The sequence below is a fragment of the Pseudoalteromonas xiamenensis genome (assembly GCF_017638925.1).
GTDB classification, from domain to species: domain Bacteria; phylum Pseudomonadota; class Gammaproteobacteria; order Enterobacterales; family Alteromonadaceae; genus Pseudoalteromonas; species Pseudoalteromonas xiamenensis.
The window spans coordinates 717,615-733,890 of sequence record NZ_CP072133.1 but is presented as its reverse complement, the minus strand read 5'-3'; the positions used below and the strand labels follow the sequence as shown (position 1 = coordinate 733,890).

At 43.7% G+C, this 16,276-nt stretch carries 12 protein-coding genes, 5 tRNA genes and 2 pseudogenes; 15 read left to right on the top strand and 4 right to left on the bottom strand.

Annotation, left to right across the window (positions count from 1 at the left end; genetic code table 11):
- Window positions 1-130 precede the first annotated feature (130 nt).
- The 7 genes from J5O05_RS03660 to purF all read left to right on the top strand — a co-directional run bounded on the left by J5O05_RS03660 (window position 131) and on the right by purF (window position 8,823).
- Window positions 131-2,746, top strand: coding sequence for a FimV/HubP family polar landmark protein (locus tag J5O05_RS03660; protein ID WP_208843640.1), 2,616 nt, complete (start codon window positions 131-133; stop codon window positions 2,744-2,746).
- A 114-nt stretch (window positions 2,747-2,860) separates the two neighbouring features.
- Window positions 2,861-3,658: a tRNA pseudouridine(38-40) synthase TruA gene (gene truA, locus J5O05_RS03655; protein ID WP_208843639.1), complete on the top strand. Its 798-nt coding sequence runs from the start codon at window positions 2,861-2,863 to the stop codon at window positions 3,656-3,658.
- Between the two features lie 210 nt (window positions 3,659-3,868).
- Window positions 3,869-4,744 carry an acetyl-CoA carboxylase, carboxyltransferase subunit beta gene (gene accD / locus J5O05_RS03650; protein ID WP_208843638.1) on the top strand — a complete coding sequence of 292 codons (876 nt, stop codon included), beginning with the start codon at window positions 3,869-3,871 and terminating at the stop codon, window positions 4,742-4,744.
- Window positions 4,745-4,770: 26 nt separating this feature from the next.
- Window positions 4,771-6,030 carry a bifunctional tetrahydrofolate synthase/dihydrofolate synthase gene (gene folC / locus J5O05_RS03645; protein ID WP_208843637.1) on the top strand — a complete coding sequence of 420 codons (1,260 nt, stop codon included), beginning with the start codon at window positions 4,771-4,773 and terminating at the stop codon, window positions 6,028-6,030.
- 14 nt (window positions 6,031-6,044) lie between these two features.
- Window positions 6,045-6,722 carry an SPOR domain-containing protein gene (locus tag J5O05_RS03640; protein ID WP_208843636.1) on the top strand — a complete coding sequence of 226 codons (678 nt, stop codon included), beginning with the start codon at window positions 6,045-6,047 and terminating at the stop codon, window positions 6,720-6,722.
- Window positions 6,723-6,783: 61 nt separating this feature from the next.
- Window positions 6,784-7,278: a CvpA family protein gene (locus J5O05_RS03635; RefSeq protein ID WP_208843635.1), complete on the top strand. Its 495-nt coding sequence runs from the start codon at window positions 6,784-6,786 to the stop codon at window positions 7,276-7,278.
- Between the two features lie 18 nt (window positions 7,279-7,296).
- Window positions 7,297-8,823, top strand: coding sequence for an amidophosphoribosyltransferase (gene purF / locus J5O05_RS03630; protein WP_208843634.1), 1,527 nt, complete (start codon window positions 7,297-7,299; stop codon window positions 8,821-8,823).
- 76 nt (window positions 8,824-8,899) lie between these two features.
- Here the strand turns inward: purF and J5O05_RS03625 are convergent.
- A pseudogene (locus tag J5O05_RS03625) lies at window positions 8,900-9,500 on the bottom strand (Yip1 family protein).
- A gap of 254 nt (window positions 9,501-9,754) precedes the next feature.
- Here J5O05_RS03625 and miaE point away from each other — a divergent pair.
- Window positions 9,755-10,528, top strand: a complete 774-nt coding sequence (gene miaE / locus J5O05_RS03620; protein WP_208843633.1) for a tRNA isopentenyl-2-thiomethyl-A-37 hydroxylase MiaE — start codon at window positions 9,755-9,757, stop codon at window positions 10,526-10,528.
- A gap of 44 nt (window positions 10,529-10,572) precedes the next feature.
- Here miaE and J5O05_RS03615 read toward each other — a convergent pair whose 3' ends face one another.
- On the bottom strand, window positions 10,573-11,301 hold the full coding sequence (locus J5O05_RS03615) for a UDP-2,3-diacylglucosamine diphosphatase (protein WP_208843632.1): 729 nt from the start codon (window positions 11,299-11,301) through the stop codon (window positions 10,573-10,575).
- A gap of 49 nt (window positions 11,302-11,350) precedes the next feature.
- A complete protein-coding gene (locus J5O05_RS03610) occupies window positions 11,351-11,842 on the bottom strand; it encodes a peptidylprolyl isomerase (RefSeq protein ID WP_208843631.1) in 492 nt (163 codons plus the stop codon).
- A gap of 170 nt (window positions 11,843-12,012) precedes the next feature.
- On the opposite strand from J5O05_RS03610, the pseudogene cysS reads away from it, so the two are divergent.
- Both cysS and J5O05_RS03600 read left to right on the top strand, forming a co-directional pair.
- Window positions 12,013-13,393, top strand: a pseudogene (cysS, locus tag J5O05_RS03605) (cysteine--tRNA ligase).
- A gap of 239 nt (window positions 13,394-13,632) precedes the next feature.
- Complete coding sequence (locus J5O05_RS03600) at window positions 13,633-14,298, top strand: mechanosensitive ion channel family protein (RefSeq protein WP_244369760.1); 666 nt, start codon at window positions 13,633-13,635, stop codon at window positions 14,296-14,298.
- Window positions 14,299-14,417: 119 nt separating this feature from the next.
- Here the strand turns inward: J5O05_RS03600 and folD are convergent, their stop codons facing one another.
- The gene (gene folD, locus J5O05_RS03595; RefSeq protein WP_208843630.1) at window positions 14,418-15,272 is read right to left on the bottom strand and encodes a bifunctional methylenetetrahydrofolate dehydrogenase/methenyltetrahydrofolate cyclohydrolase FolD; all 855 of its coding nucleotides are present in this window, start codon (window positions 15,270-15,272) and stop codon (window positions 14,418-14,420) included.
- Window positions 15,273-15,607: 335 nt separating this feature from the next.
- Here folD and J5O05_RS03590 point away from each other — a divergent pair.
- The 5 genes from J5O05_RS03590 to J5O05_RS03570 all read left to right on the top strand — a co-directional run bounded on the left by J5O05_RS03590 (window position 15,608) and on the right by J5O05_RS03570 (window position 16,105).
- Window positions 15,608-15,684: transfer RNA gene (locus tag J5O05_RS03590), tRNA-Pro, on the top strand.
- 45 nt (window positions 15,685-15,729) lie between these two features.
- A tRNA-Arg gene (locus J5O05_RS03585) sits at window positions 15,730-15,806 on the top strand.
- Between the two features lie 25 nt (window positions 15,807-15,831).
- Window positions 15,832-15,908 (top strand) — tRNA-His (locus J5O05_RS03580).
- A 19-nt stretch (window positions 15,909-15,927) separates the two neighbouring features.
- Window positions 15,928-16,004: transfer RNA gene (locus tag J5O05_RS03575), tRNA-Pro, on the top strand.
- A 24-nt stretch (window positions 16,005-16,028) separates the two neighbouring features.
- Window positions 16,029-16,105: transfer RNA gene (locus J5O05_RS03570), tRNA-Pro, on the top strand.
- The last annotated feature ends 171 nt before the right edge of the window (window positions 16,106-16,276 follow it).

The window sequence follows — 16,276 nt, the reverse complement described above, 5'->3', positions numbered from 1 at the left end:
CAGAAGAGGCTTTGTCAGAAGACAGTCTTTCTGAAGAGCCAGAGACTCGATGACCTTGATGCGCTTCTGGAGGAAGAACCAGCAGAAGACGTACTGTCAGAAGACGGTCTTTTAGAAGATCCAGAACTCGATGACCTTGATACGCTTCTGGAAGAAGAACCAGAAGAAGACGTACTGTCAGAAGACTGTCTTTCTGAAGAGCCAGAGACTCGACGACCTTGATGCGCTTCTGGAAGAAGACCCTGCAGAAGACGCTTTGTCAGAAGACAGTCTTTCTGAAGAATTTGAGCCACAGATTGGTGATTTGGCATCTCTGCAAGATGTCTTGGATGATACGCAATTTGGTGATTTGAATGACGTTGCAGAAACACCAAAATCATCAGAACAATCTGAGATTGATCCTTTTGAAGATAATGCACCGGATGAAGCTGAGTTAATTGATGGAGATGATTTACTCGCACAGCTAGATGGCGAAAGTAGTCAAGAAGATGACCTGCAGGAGCAGGCGTTAGGTGACTTTAAAAATGTTGATCAACTTTTAAATGAACTCCAAGCAACGGAAGACGAATTAGCTCCAAAGCAGCCACAATGGCATGACCCACTTGATGACGATGTCGAGGAAGTCGACATCGATCTTGGTGATGATCCGCTGGTGGACGAAATCGACCTAACGTCAGAAGACGAGACATTAGAAGATGTCGTAACACCAAGTGCCGAACTTGAAGAGTACCCCGAATTAGCTTTTGATGGTGACGATAACGAGGTTTCTTCGGAGCTTGATGATGCATTCGGATCCGAAATTGATCTCGACGGCGATACGGATACATTGTCTGTAGATGTAAATGAACAAGCTCAAAATGATGAAAATGAGTTTGATTTAGATGCGGAGCTAAACTCCGATGCGTTTACTGATGAGGGAATGCCACTCGACGATGCGGAAGCATTTTCACTTGAAGACGAGTTGGAGGATAAACTCGAAACGACAAGTGATGCCGCCACGGTTGAGGCTGAGTCAGAAGAAAATACAGACGCGGAAACGTTGCTTGAAGACGAGTTGGACGGTGAACTTGAAACGACAAGTGATGCTGCGACTGTTGAGGCTGAGTCAGTAGAAGACACAGACGCGGAAACGCTGCTTGACGACAAGTCGGCGCTCGATGCCGAGCTAAACTCGGATGCGTTTACTGATGAGGCCATGACGCTCGAAAATGCGGAAGCATTTTCACTTGAAGACGAGTTGGACGACGAACTCGAAACGACAAGTGATGTCGCGACTATTGAGGCTGAGTCAGAAGAAAATACAGACACGGAAACGCTGCTTGACGACGAGTCGGCGCTCGATGCTGAGCTAAACTCGGATGCGTTTACTGATGAGGCCATGACGCTCGAAAATGCGGAAGAATTTTCACTTGAAGACGAGTTGGACGATGAACTCGAAACGACAAGTGATGCTGCGACTGTTGAGGCTGAGTCAGAAGAAAATACAGACGCGGAAACGCTGCTTGACGACGAGTCGGCGCTCGATGCTGAGCTAAACTCGGATGCGTTTACTGATGAGGCCATGACGCTCGAAAATGCAGAAGAATTTTCACTTGAAGACGAGTTGGACGATGAACTCGAAACGACAAGTGATGCTGCGACTGTTGAGGCCGAGTCATCAGAAGACACAGACGCAGAAACCCTGCTTGACGACGAGTCGGCGCTCGATGCGGGGCTAAACACCGATGCGTTTACTGATGATGCAATGACGCTCGAAGACGCGGAAGCGTTTTCACTTGAAGACGAGTTGGACGACGAACTCGAAGCGACAAGTGATGCCGCCACGGTTGAGGCTGAGTCAGAAGAAGATACAGACGCGGAAGAATTTTCATTTGAAGAAGAATTGGACGACGAATTCGAAGTCACTGCGGATGACAACGTTCTAGATGATAGTGCGTTTGATTTAGACGCTGAGCTTAACTCAAGTGATTTCAATGATGACAAGCTGAGTCTCGACGATTTTGAAGATGAGTTAGAGATTTCGAGTGGCGTAGAAGAAGATTTAGAAGATGAACTTAATTCATCTCAATTCGATGAGGCAAATTTTGTACAAGACGATGAGCCTAAACAATCTGATAATTCAGAAAGAACGCCAGAAGCCTTTTTGGCTGAATTGGATGACGCGTTAGGTCAGGTTGAAGAGTTTGATGAAGAGGCAGAAAACGACGAGGAAACGGTTCAACCAGACATTGAGAAACCACCTCTTGTTGATGAACAGGCTATTGAAGATGAATTCATGGCTGACTTCACACAAACTGACTTCGACGCGTTATTGAATGAGCTTGCAGAGCCAGAACCTTTGGATCCCGATGAGGATCAGCTGCACGTCGACTTTGATGCCTTGTTGGCTGATGAAGATATTCAAGACGTGGAGATATCTACAGAAGGTCAGGCTATCGCGTCTGAGGATTTCGTTGATATTGAGTCATTGCTTGAACAAAGTGATGATGCAGAGCTGGAAAACGAGCCATACGAAGAAATCAATATGGATGTTGGTTTAGGCGATTTTGAAGAGTTTTTAGCTGGCGAAAATGCAGTAGATGTAGATGCTGAAGAAGGCGGTTTTTCAGCCAAACTGGATCTTGCTCGAGCTTATTTAGAAATCGGCGATTTAGAATCGGCTGCACAAAGCATTCAAGATGTTTTAGACAACGGTCCTGATAGCTTGACAGCAGAAGCGGAGCAGTTGCTACTTAGAACGAAATAACGCGTTATATAAGCTGAAAATAGATTAAAGGGCTGCGTTTGCAGCCCTTAGCTTTTAATATTAAGTAATATTTCTTACAATGCGCCACAGTTTAATCAGTACAGAGTCAGAATAATGCGTTTTGCGTTAGGCATAGAATATCAAGGTGAGCGCTACAGTGGTTGGCAACGCCAGAACCACGTAAATAGTGTGCAACAAGAAATTGAAAAGGTGCTGTCTAAAATCAGTGACCACCCTGTCGAGATTTTTTGTGCAGGACGAACGGATGCGGGTGTGCACGCAACGGGGCAGGTCATTCACTTTGACACGCACAACCCGCGTGATTTAAAGGCCTATGCACTCGGCGCAAACTCACAACTGCCTGATGATATTGCTGTCCGCTTTGCGACGGTGGTAAATGAAGACTTCCACGCTCGTTTTAGTGCAACGGCAAGACGTTATCGTTATGTCATTTTGAACCATGCATACCGTCCTGCAATTTTGCGTTCAGGTATTACCCACCATTACCCAAAGCTCGATGCAGAAAAAATGCACATTGCAGCGCAACACTTACTTGGTGAGCAAGATTTTAGCTCATTTCGCGCTGTGCATTGCCAATCGCATACGCCATTTCGAAATATTCACCATGTCGATATTAGCCGTACTGGTGATTTTATTGTTATCGATATTAAGGCAAACGCATTTTTACACCACATGGTGAGGAATATCACAGGAACATTACTTGATATTGGGTCGGGACGTTTACCTGTTGAGTGGATGCCTGAGTTATTGGCTTTAAAGGACCGCACCAAAGCGAGCGCAACCGCAAAAGCGAATGGCCTTTATCTCGTTGATGTAGATTATCCAGCTGAATTTGGGATCCCTAAACAGCCTTTAGGACCATTGTTTTTACCTGATAAAACAATAGGCTAGATTATCGGCGAATTTAAATTCATCGGTGCTGCAATGAAACATACAGCGTTGAGTCACTGCACTAGATGAGAGAAGCGAGTAAACGCAGAGTCTAGCCATACTAAACCGACCAGTTTTTTCTATTAACTGAAGTAAATCCATGATTTAATGGCTGCAGTTTGTCTGCTGTATGTAGACCTTGACACAGATTTAAGCACGAGAGAGTTGCAAATGAGTTGGTTAGAAAAGATCTTACCTAAGACTTCAAAGTCATCGACAAAGAAAGAGATCCCGGAAGGTGTTTGGGCTAAGTGTGGTGATTGTGATGCAATCCTATACAAAGCAGAGCTTGAAAAAGCGTTAAACGTTTGCCCAAAGTGCGATCATCACATGCGTTTAAGTGGTCGTAAGCGTCTTGAGTATTTCTTAGATGATGCGGGCCGCCAAGAACTTGGTGTACAACATGAACCACAAGACGTGCTGAAGTTTAAAGACTCTAAAAAGTATTCAGATCGTATTGTTCAAGCTCAAAAAGCCAGTGGTGAAAAAGACGCACTTGTTGCAATGAAAGGCAGCTTGAAAGGTATCCCTGTAGCAGCTGTGGCCTTTGAATTTAACTTCATGGGCGGTTCAATGGCTTCAGTAGTTGGTGCTCGTTTCGTTGATGCAGTAAATGAATGTCTTGAGCATAACATGCCGTTAATTTGTTTTTCTGCGTCAGGTGGTGCACGTATGCAAGAAGCGCTTATGTCGCTTATGCAGATGGCGAAAACCAGCGCTGCATTGGCAAAAATGAGTGAGCGTGGTTTACCGTTCATTTCAGTACTGACTGACCCTACAATGGGCGGTGTATCTGCATCGTTAGCGATGCTTGGTGATATCAACGTTGCGGAACCAAAAGCACTAATCGGCTTTGCGGGTCCTCGTGTTATCGAACAAACAGTACGAGAGAAATTACCTGAAGGCTTCCAACGTAGTGAATTCTTATTGGAACACGGCGCAATCGACATGATTATTGACCGTCGCGAAATGCGTGACAACCTTGCTCGTATCGTTGCAAAGTTCATGAACTTGCCTTCTACAGAACAAGAGCATAGAGTAGCGTAAATTTTTTACGGAAGCTTTGTGCTGATATGCTAAATTCAATTCCAAGCCAATCTTCTTCACTGCAAGATTGGCTTTCTTATTTAGAACGAATTCATCCTAAAACCATTGATATGGGTCTCGAACGTGTAGCGAAAGTTGCACAGTCACTGGGCTATATTGATTCACCAAGTAAAATCATTCTTGTCGCTGGTACAAATGGTAAAGGAACGACGTGTCGTTTACTTGAAGCGCTTTTACTGGAACAAGGCTATTCTGTTGGCACATACGCGTCTCCGCATTTGGTTCGCTACAATGAGCGAGTACGTATCAACGGACAAGATCTAGACGACCAATATCACATTGACGCATTCAACGAAATCGAGCAAGGCCGAGGCGAGATATCCTTGTCCTATTTTGAATATGGAACGTTGGGTGGGTTGTCTATTTTTAAGCGTTTTGCTGTTGATTATATTGTCCTAGAGGTAGGACTGGGCGGACGTTATGATGCCACTAATATTGTTAATCCATTTGCGACAGTAATTACGACGATTGATTTAGACCATAAAGATTTTCTTGGGGATACTCGAGAAAAAGTAGGTTACGAAAAAGCGGGCATTTTTAGAAAAGGGATCCCTGCGATTGTAGGGGATTTAAACATTCCTCAAACGGTGACTGATTATGGTAATGAAATACAAGCTGATCTCATCCTGAGTGGCACGGATTTCGAATTTATTCAGAAAGAATCGTCGTTTATTTGGAAGTATCAAACACAGGCTTGGGAATTTGACCTCCCAGCTATTCCTGCGCAAAACGCAGCAACGGCGTTTACGGTATTAGCGACACTAGGATTGTTGCCTGACGAAGCAACAGCGCGACGAGTGCTGAAAGAATTGCAGGTAGAAGGGCGATTTCAACGTTTGAGTGAACAACCGTTGGTATATACGGATGTCGCGCATAACCCGGAATCTGCGCGTTACCTTGCTGGAAAGCTTCGAGAGTTTTCAAACAAAGGCTTTAAAATCCATGCATTAGTCGCTATGCTTTCCGACAAAGACAAAACTAACGCTATTTTACCGTTAGTCGATGTCGTGAATCGTTGGACCGTAGCTAAACTGGAAGGGCCAAGAACAGAGCCTGCAAAAGTATTAGCGGATTTGTTGCAACAGCACACAAGTCAGGCCGTGTCGGAAGCAGATAGTGTTACAGATGCTTTGAAGAATATTCTTCCAACGATGAATAATGATGACCTTCTGATCGTATTTGGGTCATTTTATACGGTGGCAGACGCTATCGAGTATTGGCAGTAAAAAGAGGAAAGTAGGTGAATTCGTCGTTTGTTAACCGATTAGTAGGGACGAGTATTGTTGTAGTAGCAGCAATCGTTTTTATTCCAAATATTTTGGATGGCGAGAAAGTTCATCACAAAGAGTCGTTTCCTACTATCCCAGAGCGTCCTGAATTCACCACGATTGATTTACAAGCCGAAGTTAATGCCAAAGTCGATGTGGCGGAGCGTCCATCTGAAGATGTGATTGAAAATGAGCAGGCATTGGACGAAGACAATGCCTCTTATCAAGCTGCTCTGGCCGATGAATCAAGCTCAGTTGATACGAATGGTCCATCTTCAGCTGAACCTAAGCACGATAATGTCGAAATAGCAGAACAGCCTATTGTCAAAACCGAAGTAGCAAAAGTTGAAAAGCCAGTTGTCGAAGTAACCGCTGTGGCGAAAAAACGTAATCCTAATCTAGATAAAACGGCGTACGTCATTCAACTTGGTAGTTTCTCGCACAAAGCAAACGTAGACGCGCTAGTCGAGAAGTTAAAGAAAGCAGGTTTTGATACATTTACCCGTCCGGTTAAAACGCCTAACGGAACACTGACAAAAGTGTTTGTAGGCCCTACAACAAATAAAGCATCATTAGAAGGTAAGTTGTTGGAACTTAAAAAGTTGACTAAGTTAAACGGTCGTTTGACTGAGTTTGAACCAACAAAATGATCTGGCATTTATCGTGTCGGTCTTATAGAATGCGCCCCAAATTTACGACTTATTGGTAATTATGCTCTGGGTTGATTACGCCATACTCGGTTTAATAGGATTGTCCACTTTCTTTGGATTAATCCGCGGTTTCGTAAAAGAAGCCATGTCGTTGACCGTTTGGATCGGCGCCTTTTTCATCTCCAGCATGTTCTATCAATATCTTTCTACCTTCCTAACATTCATTTCAGAACCCCTTTTAAGAAATGCTGCCGCAATTGCCATACTATTTATTGCGACTATCCTGTTAGGTGGGTTTATCAATTTTGTTCTTGGCGAACTTGTTCAACGAACAGGATTGTCCGGTACAGACCGAGTTTTCGGTTTAGTATTCGGTGCACTCAGAGGTGTGTTGGTCGTTAGCGCCTTATTATTCTTCCTTGATGCGTTTACCAATGCCCCATCTACAACTTGGTGGACGTCATCTAAGTTAATCCCTGAATTTGGATTTGTTGTTGAGTGGTTCTTCTCCTATCTGGAAGGCAATTCAAGCTTTTTAAATTCAGTAAACCGTTAATCGGCGAGGAAATATTTAATGTGTGGTATCGTTGGGATAGTCGGAAAGACGCCAGTTAATCAGGCGATTTATGACGGCTTAACTGTTTTGCAACATCGCGGCCAAGATGCAGCTGGCATCATTACCATTAACAACAATACATTTAGTTTGCGCAAAGACAACGGCTTGGTAAAAGACGTTTTCCATACGCGCCATATGAAGCGCCTAGAAGGTCATATCGGTATTGGCCATGTCCGTTACCCAACCGCTGGTTCATCAAGCTCTGCAGAAGCACAGCCTTTCTACGTTAACTCGCCTTTTGGTATTGCACTTGCGCACAATGGTAACTTAACCAATGCAGAGCAGCTCAAAGAGCTTCTGTTTACCCAAGCGCGTCGCCATGTAAACACGACTTCAGATTCTGAAATCCTACTAAATATTTTGGCTCATGAGTTGAGCAAAATTGACAAGCTACGTTATGAAGCTGAAGATATTTTTAAAGCTATCTCAGCGGTTAATGGCCTCGTGTCAGGTGGTTATGCAAGCATTGCGATGATCATTGGCCACGGCATGCTTGCGTTTCGTGATCCACATGGTATTCGTCCACTGGTGTTTGGTAAGCGTGAAACTGAACGTGGTGTTGAGTACATGTTTGCGTCAGAAAGTGTTGCTTTGCAAACCGATGGTTTTGAGTTCATTCGTGACGTTGCGCCAGGTGAAGCTATTTACGTGACGGAAGACGGCGAATTGTTTACTCAAATGTGTGCAGAAAAAACGAAATTGGCGCCATGTATTTTTGAATTTGTTTACTTTGCGCGTCCAGATTCTGTGATCGACAAGATGTCGGTTTACGCAACACGCGTAAATATGGGGACTAAGCTTGGTGAAAAAATTGCACGCGAATGGGGCGATAAAGACATCGATGTAGTTATTCCAATCCCAGAGACGTCGTGCGATATCGCGCTTGAAATAGCGTCAGTGCTGCAGCTACCGTATCGCCAAGGTTTCGTAAAAAACCGTTATATCGGTCGTACGTTTATCATGCCAGGTCAAGAACTACGTAAAAAGTCAGTACGTCGTAAATTGAACGCAATTGATCGTGAATTTAAAGGTAAAAATGTACTACTAGTAGATGACTCGATTGTACGTGGTACAACGTCTGCTCAAATCGTTGAAATGGCGCGAGAAGCAGGTGCTAAGAAAGTGTATTTCGCATCAGCAGCACCAGAAGTACGTTTCCCTAACGTATACGGCATTGATATGCCATCAGCAGCTGAGTTGATTGCGCATGGCCGTGAAGTAGAAGACATTAACGCATATATTGGTGCGGATGGTCTTATTTACCAGTCACTTAACGATTTAATCGCAGCGGTAGGCCAAGAAAACCCGGAAGTAACGGCGTTTGAGACGGCGGTTTTCGACGGTAAATACATCACGGGTGATATCGACCAAACTTATCTAAACCGTATTGATGCTCAGCGTAACGATAAAGCAAAGTCATCTCGTGATATGGCCATGTCAGCGGGACTTGAACTCCATAATCAAGAAACGGGTTCAAATGACTAATCGCGGAAGCCGATTTGGGAATAGAAAAAAGGAGCGCTAGCGCTCCTTTTTGTTTGCTAAGGACTTCATGCTCATATCATGTAAACGTTGGAGAAATGATGCCGTTGGTCCACAAAATTGCTGTGGCAGCGAGGATTATGACAAGAAGGATAAGACCACACGTCACTACCGAGTCTCGCGTAAATAAAGCCTCGTTCTTCTGGAATATGCATCAAAATTGGGACTCCGGTGTACAGTAAGTAGACCGAGTAGGCGAGTGCAACCATACCGACACACGCAACAAACCACAATTCTGGATAGAAAGACGCAAACGCAGACATAAACATTGGCGTTGCTGTGTAGGCGGCCAATTCAAGCGTTTGAGTAAAGGTAGGTTTTGCGCCGAACGTTACTGCCATCCAATGGGCAAGATAAGCGAGTGCAAAAACCCCAAGGATTAGAGCGCAGTACATGGCGACACCGATAAGCACGGCGCTTTCATGCGTTAGGTAGACGTTGTCACCGGTACCTATGCTCCAACCCAAATAAACAGAGGAATAATAGCCCATAAGGCTTGGAATTAGCGCGATTAAAGCAATGTGCGACAAACTATATTTTACGTTCTCATGACGGTTATCGATAGTTTGCCATTCTTCTAATGGATGAGCGTATAAGCCCCACAGATGGTTTAATATCATAGTTAGCCCCTTAATGGTTCGCTGCCTTTTTTTTGTACAGCTTAAATTAGGTATGAGCTACCGTTCATTTTTTGTCAAGAAATGGTAAAAGAAGGTTGTAAAGTAGACTTTCATCTAATCTTATTTAGTCGTATCAAAGACAATGTGTAACAAAACAAAAGTCATTGATTTCGGTAATGCAAATCAGCTTGTGAGCTGTGCACAGGGAAGCCTTGTGTTAAAATGGCGGCAGTTTTGAATGAAAGTGTAAAGTCATGCTCGAGAAATACAGCGAATTACTAGCGCCAATTAACGCGTTTTTACAGTGTGCTACGCCGGAAGAGTGGGTTGAAGAAGCCAAAAAGCCTGAGAATTTGGCTGTTATTCTTACCGACCACTTAGTCTGCGAGTTGAAGGCTGCTCAATCGGCGATGTATTTAATCCGAAAATACGCAGTTGACGGCGCGAGCGCCGATGCACTGTTAACTTGGTTAAAGCCATTTGAAGATTACACCTACCGCAAAGAAGGTGAATGGCGCGAATTAATTAAGTTCAATAACTTAACGAAGGCGATGTTGCCAAAATCAGGGTCACCTTACGGACAAGATCTCATCGATAAAATGGTATTGCTCATTAAAGAGGAACTGCATCATTTTTATCAAGTACTTGAAATCATGTCTGATAATAATATTCCTTATGAAAACATTGCCTCAAGCCGTTATGCCAAAGGCATGTTACGTCATGTGACGACACACGAACCCAACACCCTGATTGATAAACTCATTGTTGGTGCGTACATCGAAGCTCGGTCGTGTGAACGTTTCGCAAAACTTGCGCCTCATGTCGATAAAGCGTTGGGCGAGTTCTATATATCATTACTTCGCTCCGAAGCGCGTCACTATCAGGATTATTTGACGCTTGCCGAAGACATTGCGGGGTGTGATATTTCCGAGCGAGTTTCGTTTTTTGGGCAGGTTGAAGCCGAACTAATCGCTTCGTTTGATGAGGATTTTAAGTTTCACAGTGGTAATCCTCGAAAAGGGGAGTGATGTTTCCACGTATTGGTCTTGCTGATCAATACGTGCAACTATCATCATTTAGCAAATGGGTCACAGTGCAAGCTCAGCCCATTTTCATTGGCGACAATGTAGCTTGATTGTGTATACCAATCACCTAAGACAGTACGCGTTGAACCAAATACTTCGTTTTTATGTATGTTGGGTCGGTGTGTATGACCGTGTATCATGTTTTTTACTGCGAATTTTTCAAACATCTTGGTGACGGCATCTTGCGTCACGTCCAATACTTCGGGTGGTTTGTCCATTTGACTTAGTTTGCTCTTTTCTCTTGCCTGTCGAGCAACGCGTTTTCGATACCAAAGTGGCATAGCTAACATTAAACGTGGCCACCACCAACCACGACTTTTGCGCCGGAATGCTTGGTATGCTTCGTCCTGAGTACACATTTCATCGCCGTGCAATATCACCGTGGGCGTACCGTACAAATTAATCACTGATTGTTCTGGCAATAGAGCGATGCTGGCGCGAGCGGCGAACCGTTTGCCAACAAGGAAATCACGATTACCATGCACGAAATACACGTTAATGTTTTTTTCCGCGAGTTGATTCAGTCTTTCCGCAATGCCTAAAGTAAATGGGGTTTCATAGTCATCACCAACCCACACTTCAAAAAAGTCGCCAAGGATGTATAAAGCATCGACATTTGATGTCATATGACTATCGAGAAATTGGTAGAAGGCATGAAGAATATCAGGGCGATTTTCAGATAAATGTAAATCAGAGATGAAATAAGTTTGACGCATAAAGTCCCAATACAAAACAAGGGCAGGTGATCCTGCCCGTGGCGATAGATTATTCTACCGTTACTTTTTCAATGATTACGTCTTCTAACGGAACGTCTTGATGGAAACCGTGAGAACCAGTCGCAACTGCTTTGATTTTATTAACAATTTCCATGCCATCAGCTACTTCACCGAATACGCAGTAACCCCAACCTTGTGATGTTTCGCTTGAGAAGTTCAAAAACGTATTGTTGTTCACGTTGATAAAGAATTGCGCTGTCGCTGAATGTGGATCTGGTGTACGAGCCATTGCGATAGTGCCAACCGAATTGCTAACGCCGTTATTCGCTTCGTTTTTGATAGGTGCTTGTACTGACTTTTGAGTCATACCTGGCTCAAAACCACCGCCTTGTACCATGAAGCCGTCAATTACACGGTGGAAGATAGTACCGTCGTAAAAACCTGATTTTGCGTAATTAAGGAAGTTTTCAACAGTTTCAGGCGCTTTGTCTGCAAAAAGGTTTAGGCGGATTTCGCCGTAATTGGTGTGTAGAACAACCATGATATTCCTACTCAATATGAATGTGTTTGAAAGGCCTATAGTTTACAGCACATTAAGGGATTGTACAAAACACCCAATCACGCCATATACCGCATTTTGGTATAGAGTGTGCCACGGCATGATGTTATTATTATGTAAGACTAACTATGTTGAATTAGGAAAGAGACTCGATGTTACAAATTTACAACACATTAACACGTCAAAAAGAAGACTTTAAGCCATTAAAACCGGGCAAAGTAGACATGTATGTGTGTGGTATTACCATTTACGATTATTGCCACGTTGGCCATGCTCGTACCTATGTCTCTTTCGATGTAATGAATCGCTATTTGCGTCACCTTGGTTATGACGTCACTTATGTACGTAATATTACGGACGTTGACGACAAAATCATCAAGCGCGCGAATGAAAATAATGAAGCGATAAATGATTTAACAGTTCGAATGACAAAAGCAATGCACGATGATTTCGATGCGTTGAATATGCTAAGAGCGGACATTGAGCCAACGGTAACGGGTCACATGGATGAAATTATTGCCATGGTCGAACGCCTAATTACCAAAGGCCATGCGTACGTTGCTACAAATGGTGATGTGCTTTTTGATGTATCGACCTTTGAGCACTATGGCAAGCTTTCACAGCAAGATTTGGACATGCTGCAAGCAGGTGCGCGTGTTGAAGTGGCCGAAGGTAAAGACGACCCTCTCGATTTTGTGCTTTGGAAAAAAGCCAAGGCAGGAGAACCTTCATGGCAATCACCATGGGGGGAGGGGCGCCCGGGTTGGCACATTGAATGTAGCGCGATGAGACTCAAAACACTTAGGTGAACATTTTGATATTCACGGTGGCGGTTCGGATCTTCAATTTCCACACCATGAAAATGAGATTGCGCAATCTTGCTGCGCGAATAACGGTCAATACGTCAATACTTGGATCCATACTGGTATGGTGCAAGTAAACAAAGAGAAAATGTCAAAATCGCTTGGTAACTTCTTTACACTTCGAGATGTCTTGAAAGAATTCGATGCTGAGACGGTTCGTTATTTCTTAATTAACGGTCATTACCGTAGCCAGTTGAACTATTCTCAAGAAAATTTAGAACAAGCGCGTGCAACGCTTGAACGAATTTACACAGCCCTTCGCGGCGTGGAATTAGTTGAGGTGGATTTATTGAGTAACGATTACGTGGCTCGATTTGAAGCCGCAATGAACGATGACTTCAATACGCCAGAAGCGCTACCTATTATTTTTGAACTTGCCAAAGAATTAAACATTCTGAAAGACAGCGATAAAACAAAGGCAGGGGAATTGGCCTATGTTCTTGTTAAGCTTGCCAGTGTACTCGGTATTGCACAAAAAGATCCTGAAACGTTTTTACAGGGTGAACAAGATGCTGACGAAGTGGCAAAAATCGAAGGACTAATCGAAGCGCGTAAAACGGCTAGAGAAAATAAGGATTGGGCTGCGGCTGACGCGACGAGAGATGCATTAACGGCAATGGGTGTGGTACTCGAGGATAGTGCGGGTAAAACAACCTGGCGTAAAGCATAACGATAATTTTCGAACTAAGCCGCGTAGGAAACTAACGCGGCTTTTTTGTGGAATGAATTAAAAATAAGAAATAGCTATGCATGATATCAATCTAGTTTTAGACACACCCATATTTAAGTTTGGAAGCTATTCGCTACTGGTTGGTGAGTTGATTTCTTTCCTTGCGGCACTTTTGATCACCTTTATAGTTGCTAATCTGACGCAGCTGCGCCTTCAAACGATTGGCTAATCGCAAAGGAATGATGACGGTTACCTCTATTTACGTGATAGGGCGAATTATTCATTACATCATTTTGTTTGTGGGTTTTCTTATTTCGTTGCTTGCGCTTGGGATCAAGCTCACCGAACTTGCGTTAGTCGCGAGTGCGTTAGGTGTTGGTATTGGGCTTGGTTTACAGGGGTTAGTAAATAATTTTGTTTCCGGCATTATGATTTTGCTCGAAAAAAGTTTGAAAGTAGGGGACTTTATCGAATTAGCAGATGGTATGGTAGGTGAAGTAAAAGAAATTCAAATGCGTGCCACCCTAATCCGCACGAACGATAACATCGATGTACTGATCCCGAATGCAACACTGACCTCAGGTATGGTGACAAATTGGACATTGAGTGACAACTTACGTCGATTTCGTATTCCATTCAGTGTTGCCTATGGCAGCGATAAAGATATTGTTCGACAAGCTGTGCTCGAAGCGGCACGTGAAGTTAAATACACACTTGATATCGAAGGGAAAGAACCAAAGGTATGGATGACGGGGTTTGGCGACAGTAGTTTGAATTTTACGTTGGGTGTCTGGGTTGAGCCTGATTTTGTAAAGCATCCTACAAGTCTCATGTCCGATTACCTATGGGCAATAGATGATAGTTTCCGAAAATATGACATTGAAATACCGTTCCCGCAGACGTGATTTGCACATTCGGAGTGATTGTAGACAAGACGCCAATTAAAATAACCAATTCAAGAATATTTGAAAGAGTATAAAAAAGGCACTTAACGTGCCTTTTTTATTGGAATGTATCCCAGTGACTAACTGTGATACTTTTCACACGCTTCTAAGGTGTTTTCAATTAGACTTGCTACGGTCATTGGACCAACACCACCAGGCACTGGGGTAATGAAGCTTGCGCGATTCTGAGCAACACGATATTCCACATCACCAACAAGTTGGCCCGACTCAAGACGGTTAATGCCAACATCAATCACAATCGCACCTTCTTTAACCCATTCGCCAGGAATAAATTCAGGTTTACCAACGGCGACAACAAGAAGATCGGCACGACGTACGTGAGATTCTAAATCTTGAGTGAATTTGTGGCATACCGTAGTTGTACATCCAGCAAGCAGTAACTCGAGCGACATTGGACGACCAACAATGTTTGATGCGCCGACAACAACAGCGTGCATGCCTTTATAACGTACGCCGGTCGAATCCAACAGTGTGATAATGCCCTTTGGAGTACAAGGTCTAAGTGATGGCATACGCTGTGCCAAACGGCCAATGTTGTATGGGTGGAAGCCATCAACGTCTTTGTGTGGATGAATACGTTCAAGAATTTCTTCAGCATCTAATCCTTGAGGAAGAGGAAGCTGTACTAAAATTCCATCGACGCTAGGATCATTATTGAGGTTATCAATAAGAGTCAACAATTCAGTTTGGCTTGTATCACCAGGTAAATCATACGATTTAGAAATGAACCCGACTTCTTCACATGCTTTGCGTTTTGAACCAACGTAAACTTGGCTTGCAGGATCTTGTCCCACTAAAACCACAGCTAGACCTGGTGCGCGCAAACCTTGTGCAACACGCTCAGCAACGCGTTTAGCAACATTGTTTCTTACTTGTTTAGCGATAGCTTTTCCATCAATGATGTTTGCTGTCATGTTTGACCTTTATTTAGGAATTGAATAACTTGAACGATATGGCGTTTTAAGGGGTTACGCCAGCGCTATTTTATATAGCAGCATAATCGGGCGTATTTTCGCAGAAAAGCGCATCAGCGCCAAGCAACGAAATCAAAATATCTAGGATAAATGTCCGCAATAGACGAGTTGGGTAAAACAATTGCTTGTTTTTCAGCAGGATTACTCATAAATTCAACATTGTGCGGTAAATTTGAGCGGTTGAACGTTTTTCTAAAAAAAATGTTTGACCTCAATGGGGCAAATCACTATTATGCACCCCGTTGCCAGCGAGGAGACTCGCAAACAACAAATGTCGGCGATTAGCGCAGCTTGGTAGCGCACTAGTTTTGGGTACTAGGGGTCGCAGGTTCAAATCCTGCATCGCCGACCACTTTTTAAAATAGGAAAGTAGCATTTTGCTGTTTACTTCGAGTTTGCGCCCTTAGCTCAGCTGGATAGAGCAACGCCCTTCTAAGGCGTCGGTCGAAGGTTCGAATCCTTCAGGGTGCGCCATTCTTATTTTAATCTTTATGTAGCGGCGGCTGTAGCTCAGTTGGTAGAGTCCTCGGATTGTGATTCCGGTTGTCGTGGGTTCAATCCCCATCAGTCGCCCCACCTACATAACTTTATTGTTCGGCGATTAGCGCAGCTTGGTAGCGCACTAGTTTTGGGTACTAGGGGTCGCAGGTTCAAATCCTGCATCGCCGACCATCTTCTCAAAAAAACATATCTTATCGGCGATTAGCGCAGCTTGGTAGCGCACTAGTTTTGGGTACTAGGGGTCGCAGGTTCAAATCCTGCATCGCCGACCACTTTCTTCTCTAAAATATCTCAATCTTGTCTCTTTTTTACGCGAACAGTACGCGAATCGCAATTATTTCCCTGTATTACTCGACTCTCGCATTTTATCGGTTATAATGCCGCGTCAAGTTAACTAACATTGAGTCCTGTTGGGGCAGGCAACAAGAGGTAACATCCGTTCT

Coding starts and splice junctions, on each gene's coding strand:
- truA (WP_208843639.1), top strand. CDS start 2,861: ATGCGTTTTGCGTTAGGCATAGAATATCAAGGTGAGCGCTACAGTGGT.
- J5O05_RS03635 (WP_208843635.1), top strand. CDS start 6,784: ATGCTCTGGGTTGATTACGCCATACTCGGTTTAATAGGATTGTCCACT.
- J5O05_RS03615 (WP_208843632.1), bottom strand. CDS start 11,301: ATGCGTCAAACTTATTTCATCTCTGATTTACATTTATCTGAAAATCGC.
- miaE (WP_208843633.1), top strand. CDS start 9,755: ATGCTCGAGAAATACAGCGAATTACTAGCGCCAATTAACGCGTTTTTA.
- J5O05_RS03660 (WP_208843640.1), top strand. CDS start 131: ATGACCTTGATACGCTTCTGGAAGAAGAACCAGAAGAAGACGTACTGT.
- folC (WP_208843637.1), top strand. CDS start 4,771: ATGCTAAATTCAATTCCAAGCCAATCTTCTTCACTGCAAGATTGGCTT.
- J5O05_RS03610 (WP_208843631.1), bottom strand. CDS start 11,842: ATGGTTGTTCTACACACCAATTACGGCGAAATCCGCCTAAACCTTTTT.
- folD (WP_208843630.1), bottom strand. CDS start 15,272: ATGACAGCAAACATCATTGATGGAAAAGCTATCGCTAAACAAGTAAGA.
- purF (WP_208843634.1), top strand. CDS start 7,297: ATGTGTGGTATCGTTGGGATAGTCGGAAAGACGCCAGTTAATCAGGCG.
- J5O05_RS03600 (WP_244369760.1), top strand. CDS start 13,633: ATGATGACGGTTACCTCTATTTACGTGATAGGGCGAATTATTCATTAC.
- accD (WP_208843638.1), top strand. CDS start 3,869: ATGAGTTGGTTAGAAAAGATCTTACCTAAGACTTCAAAGTCATCGACA.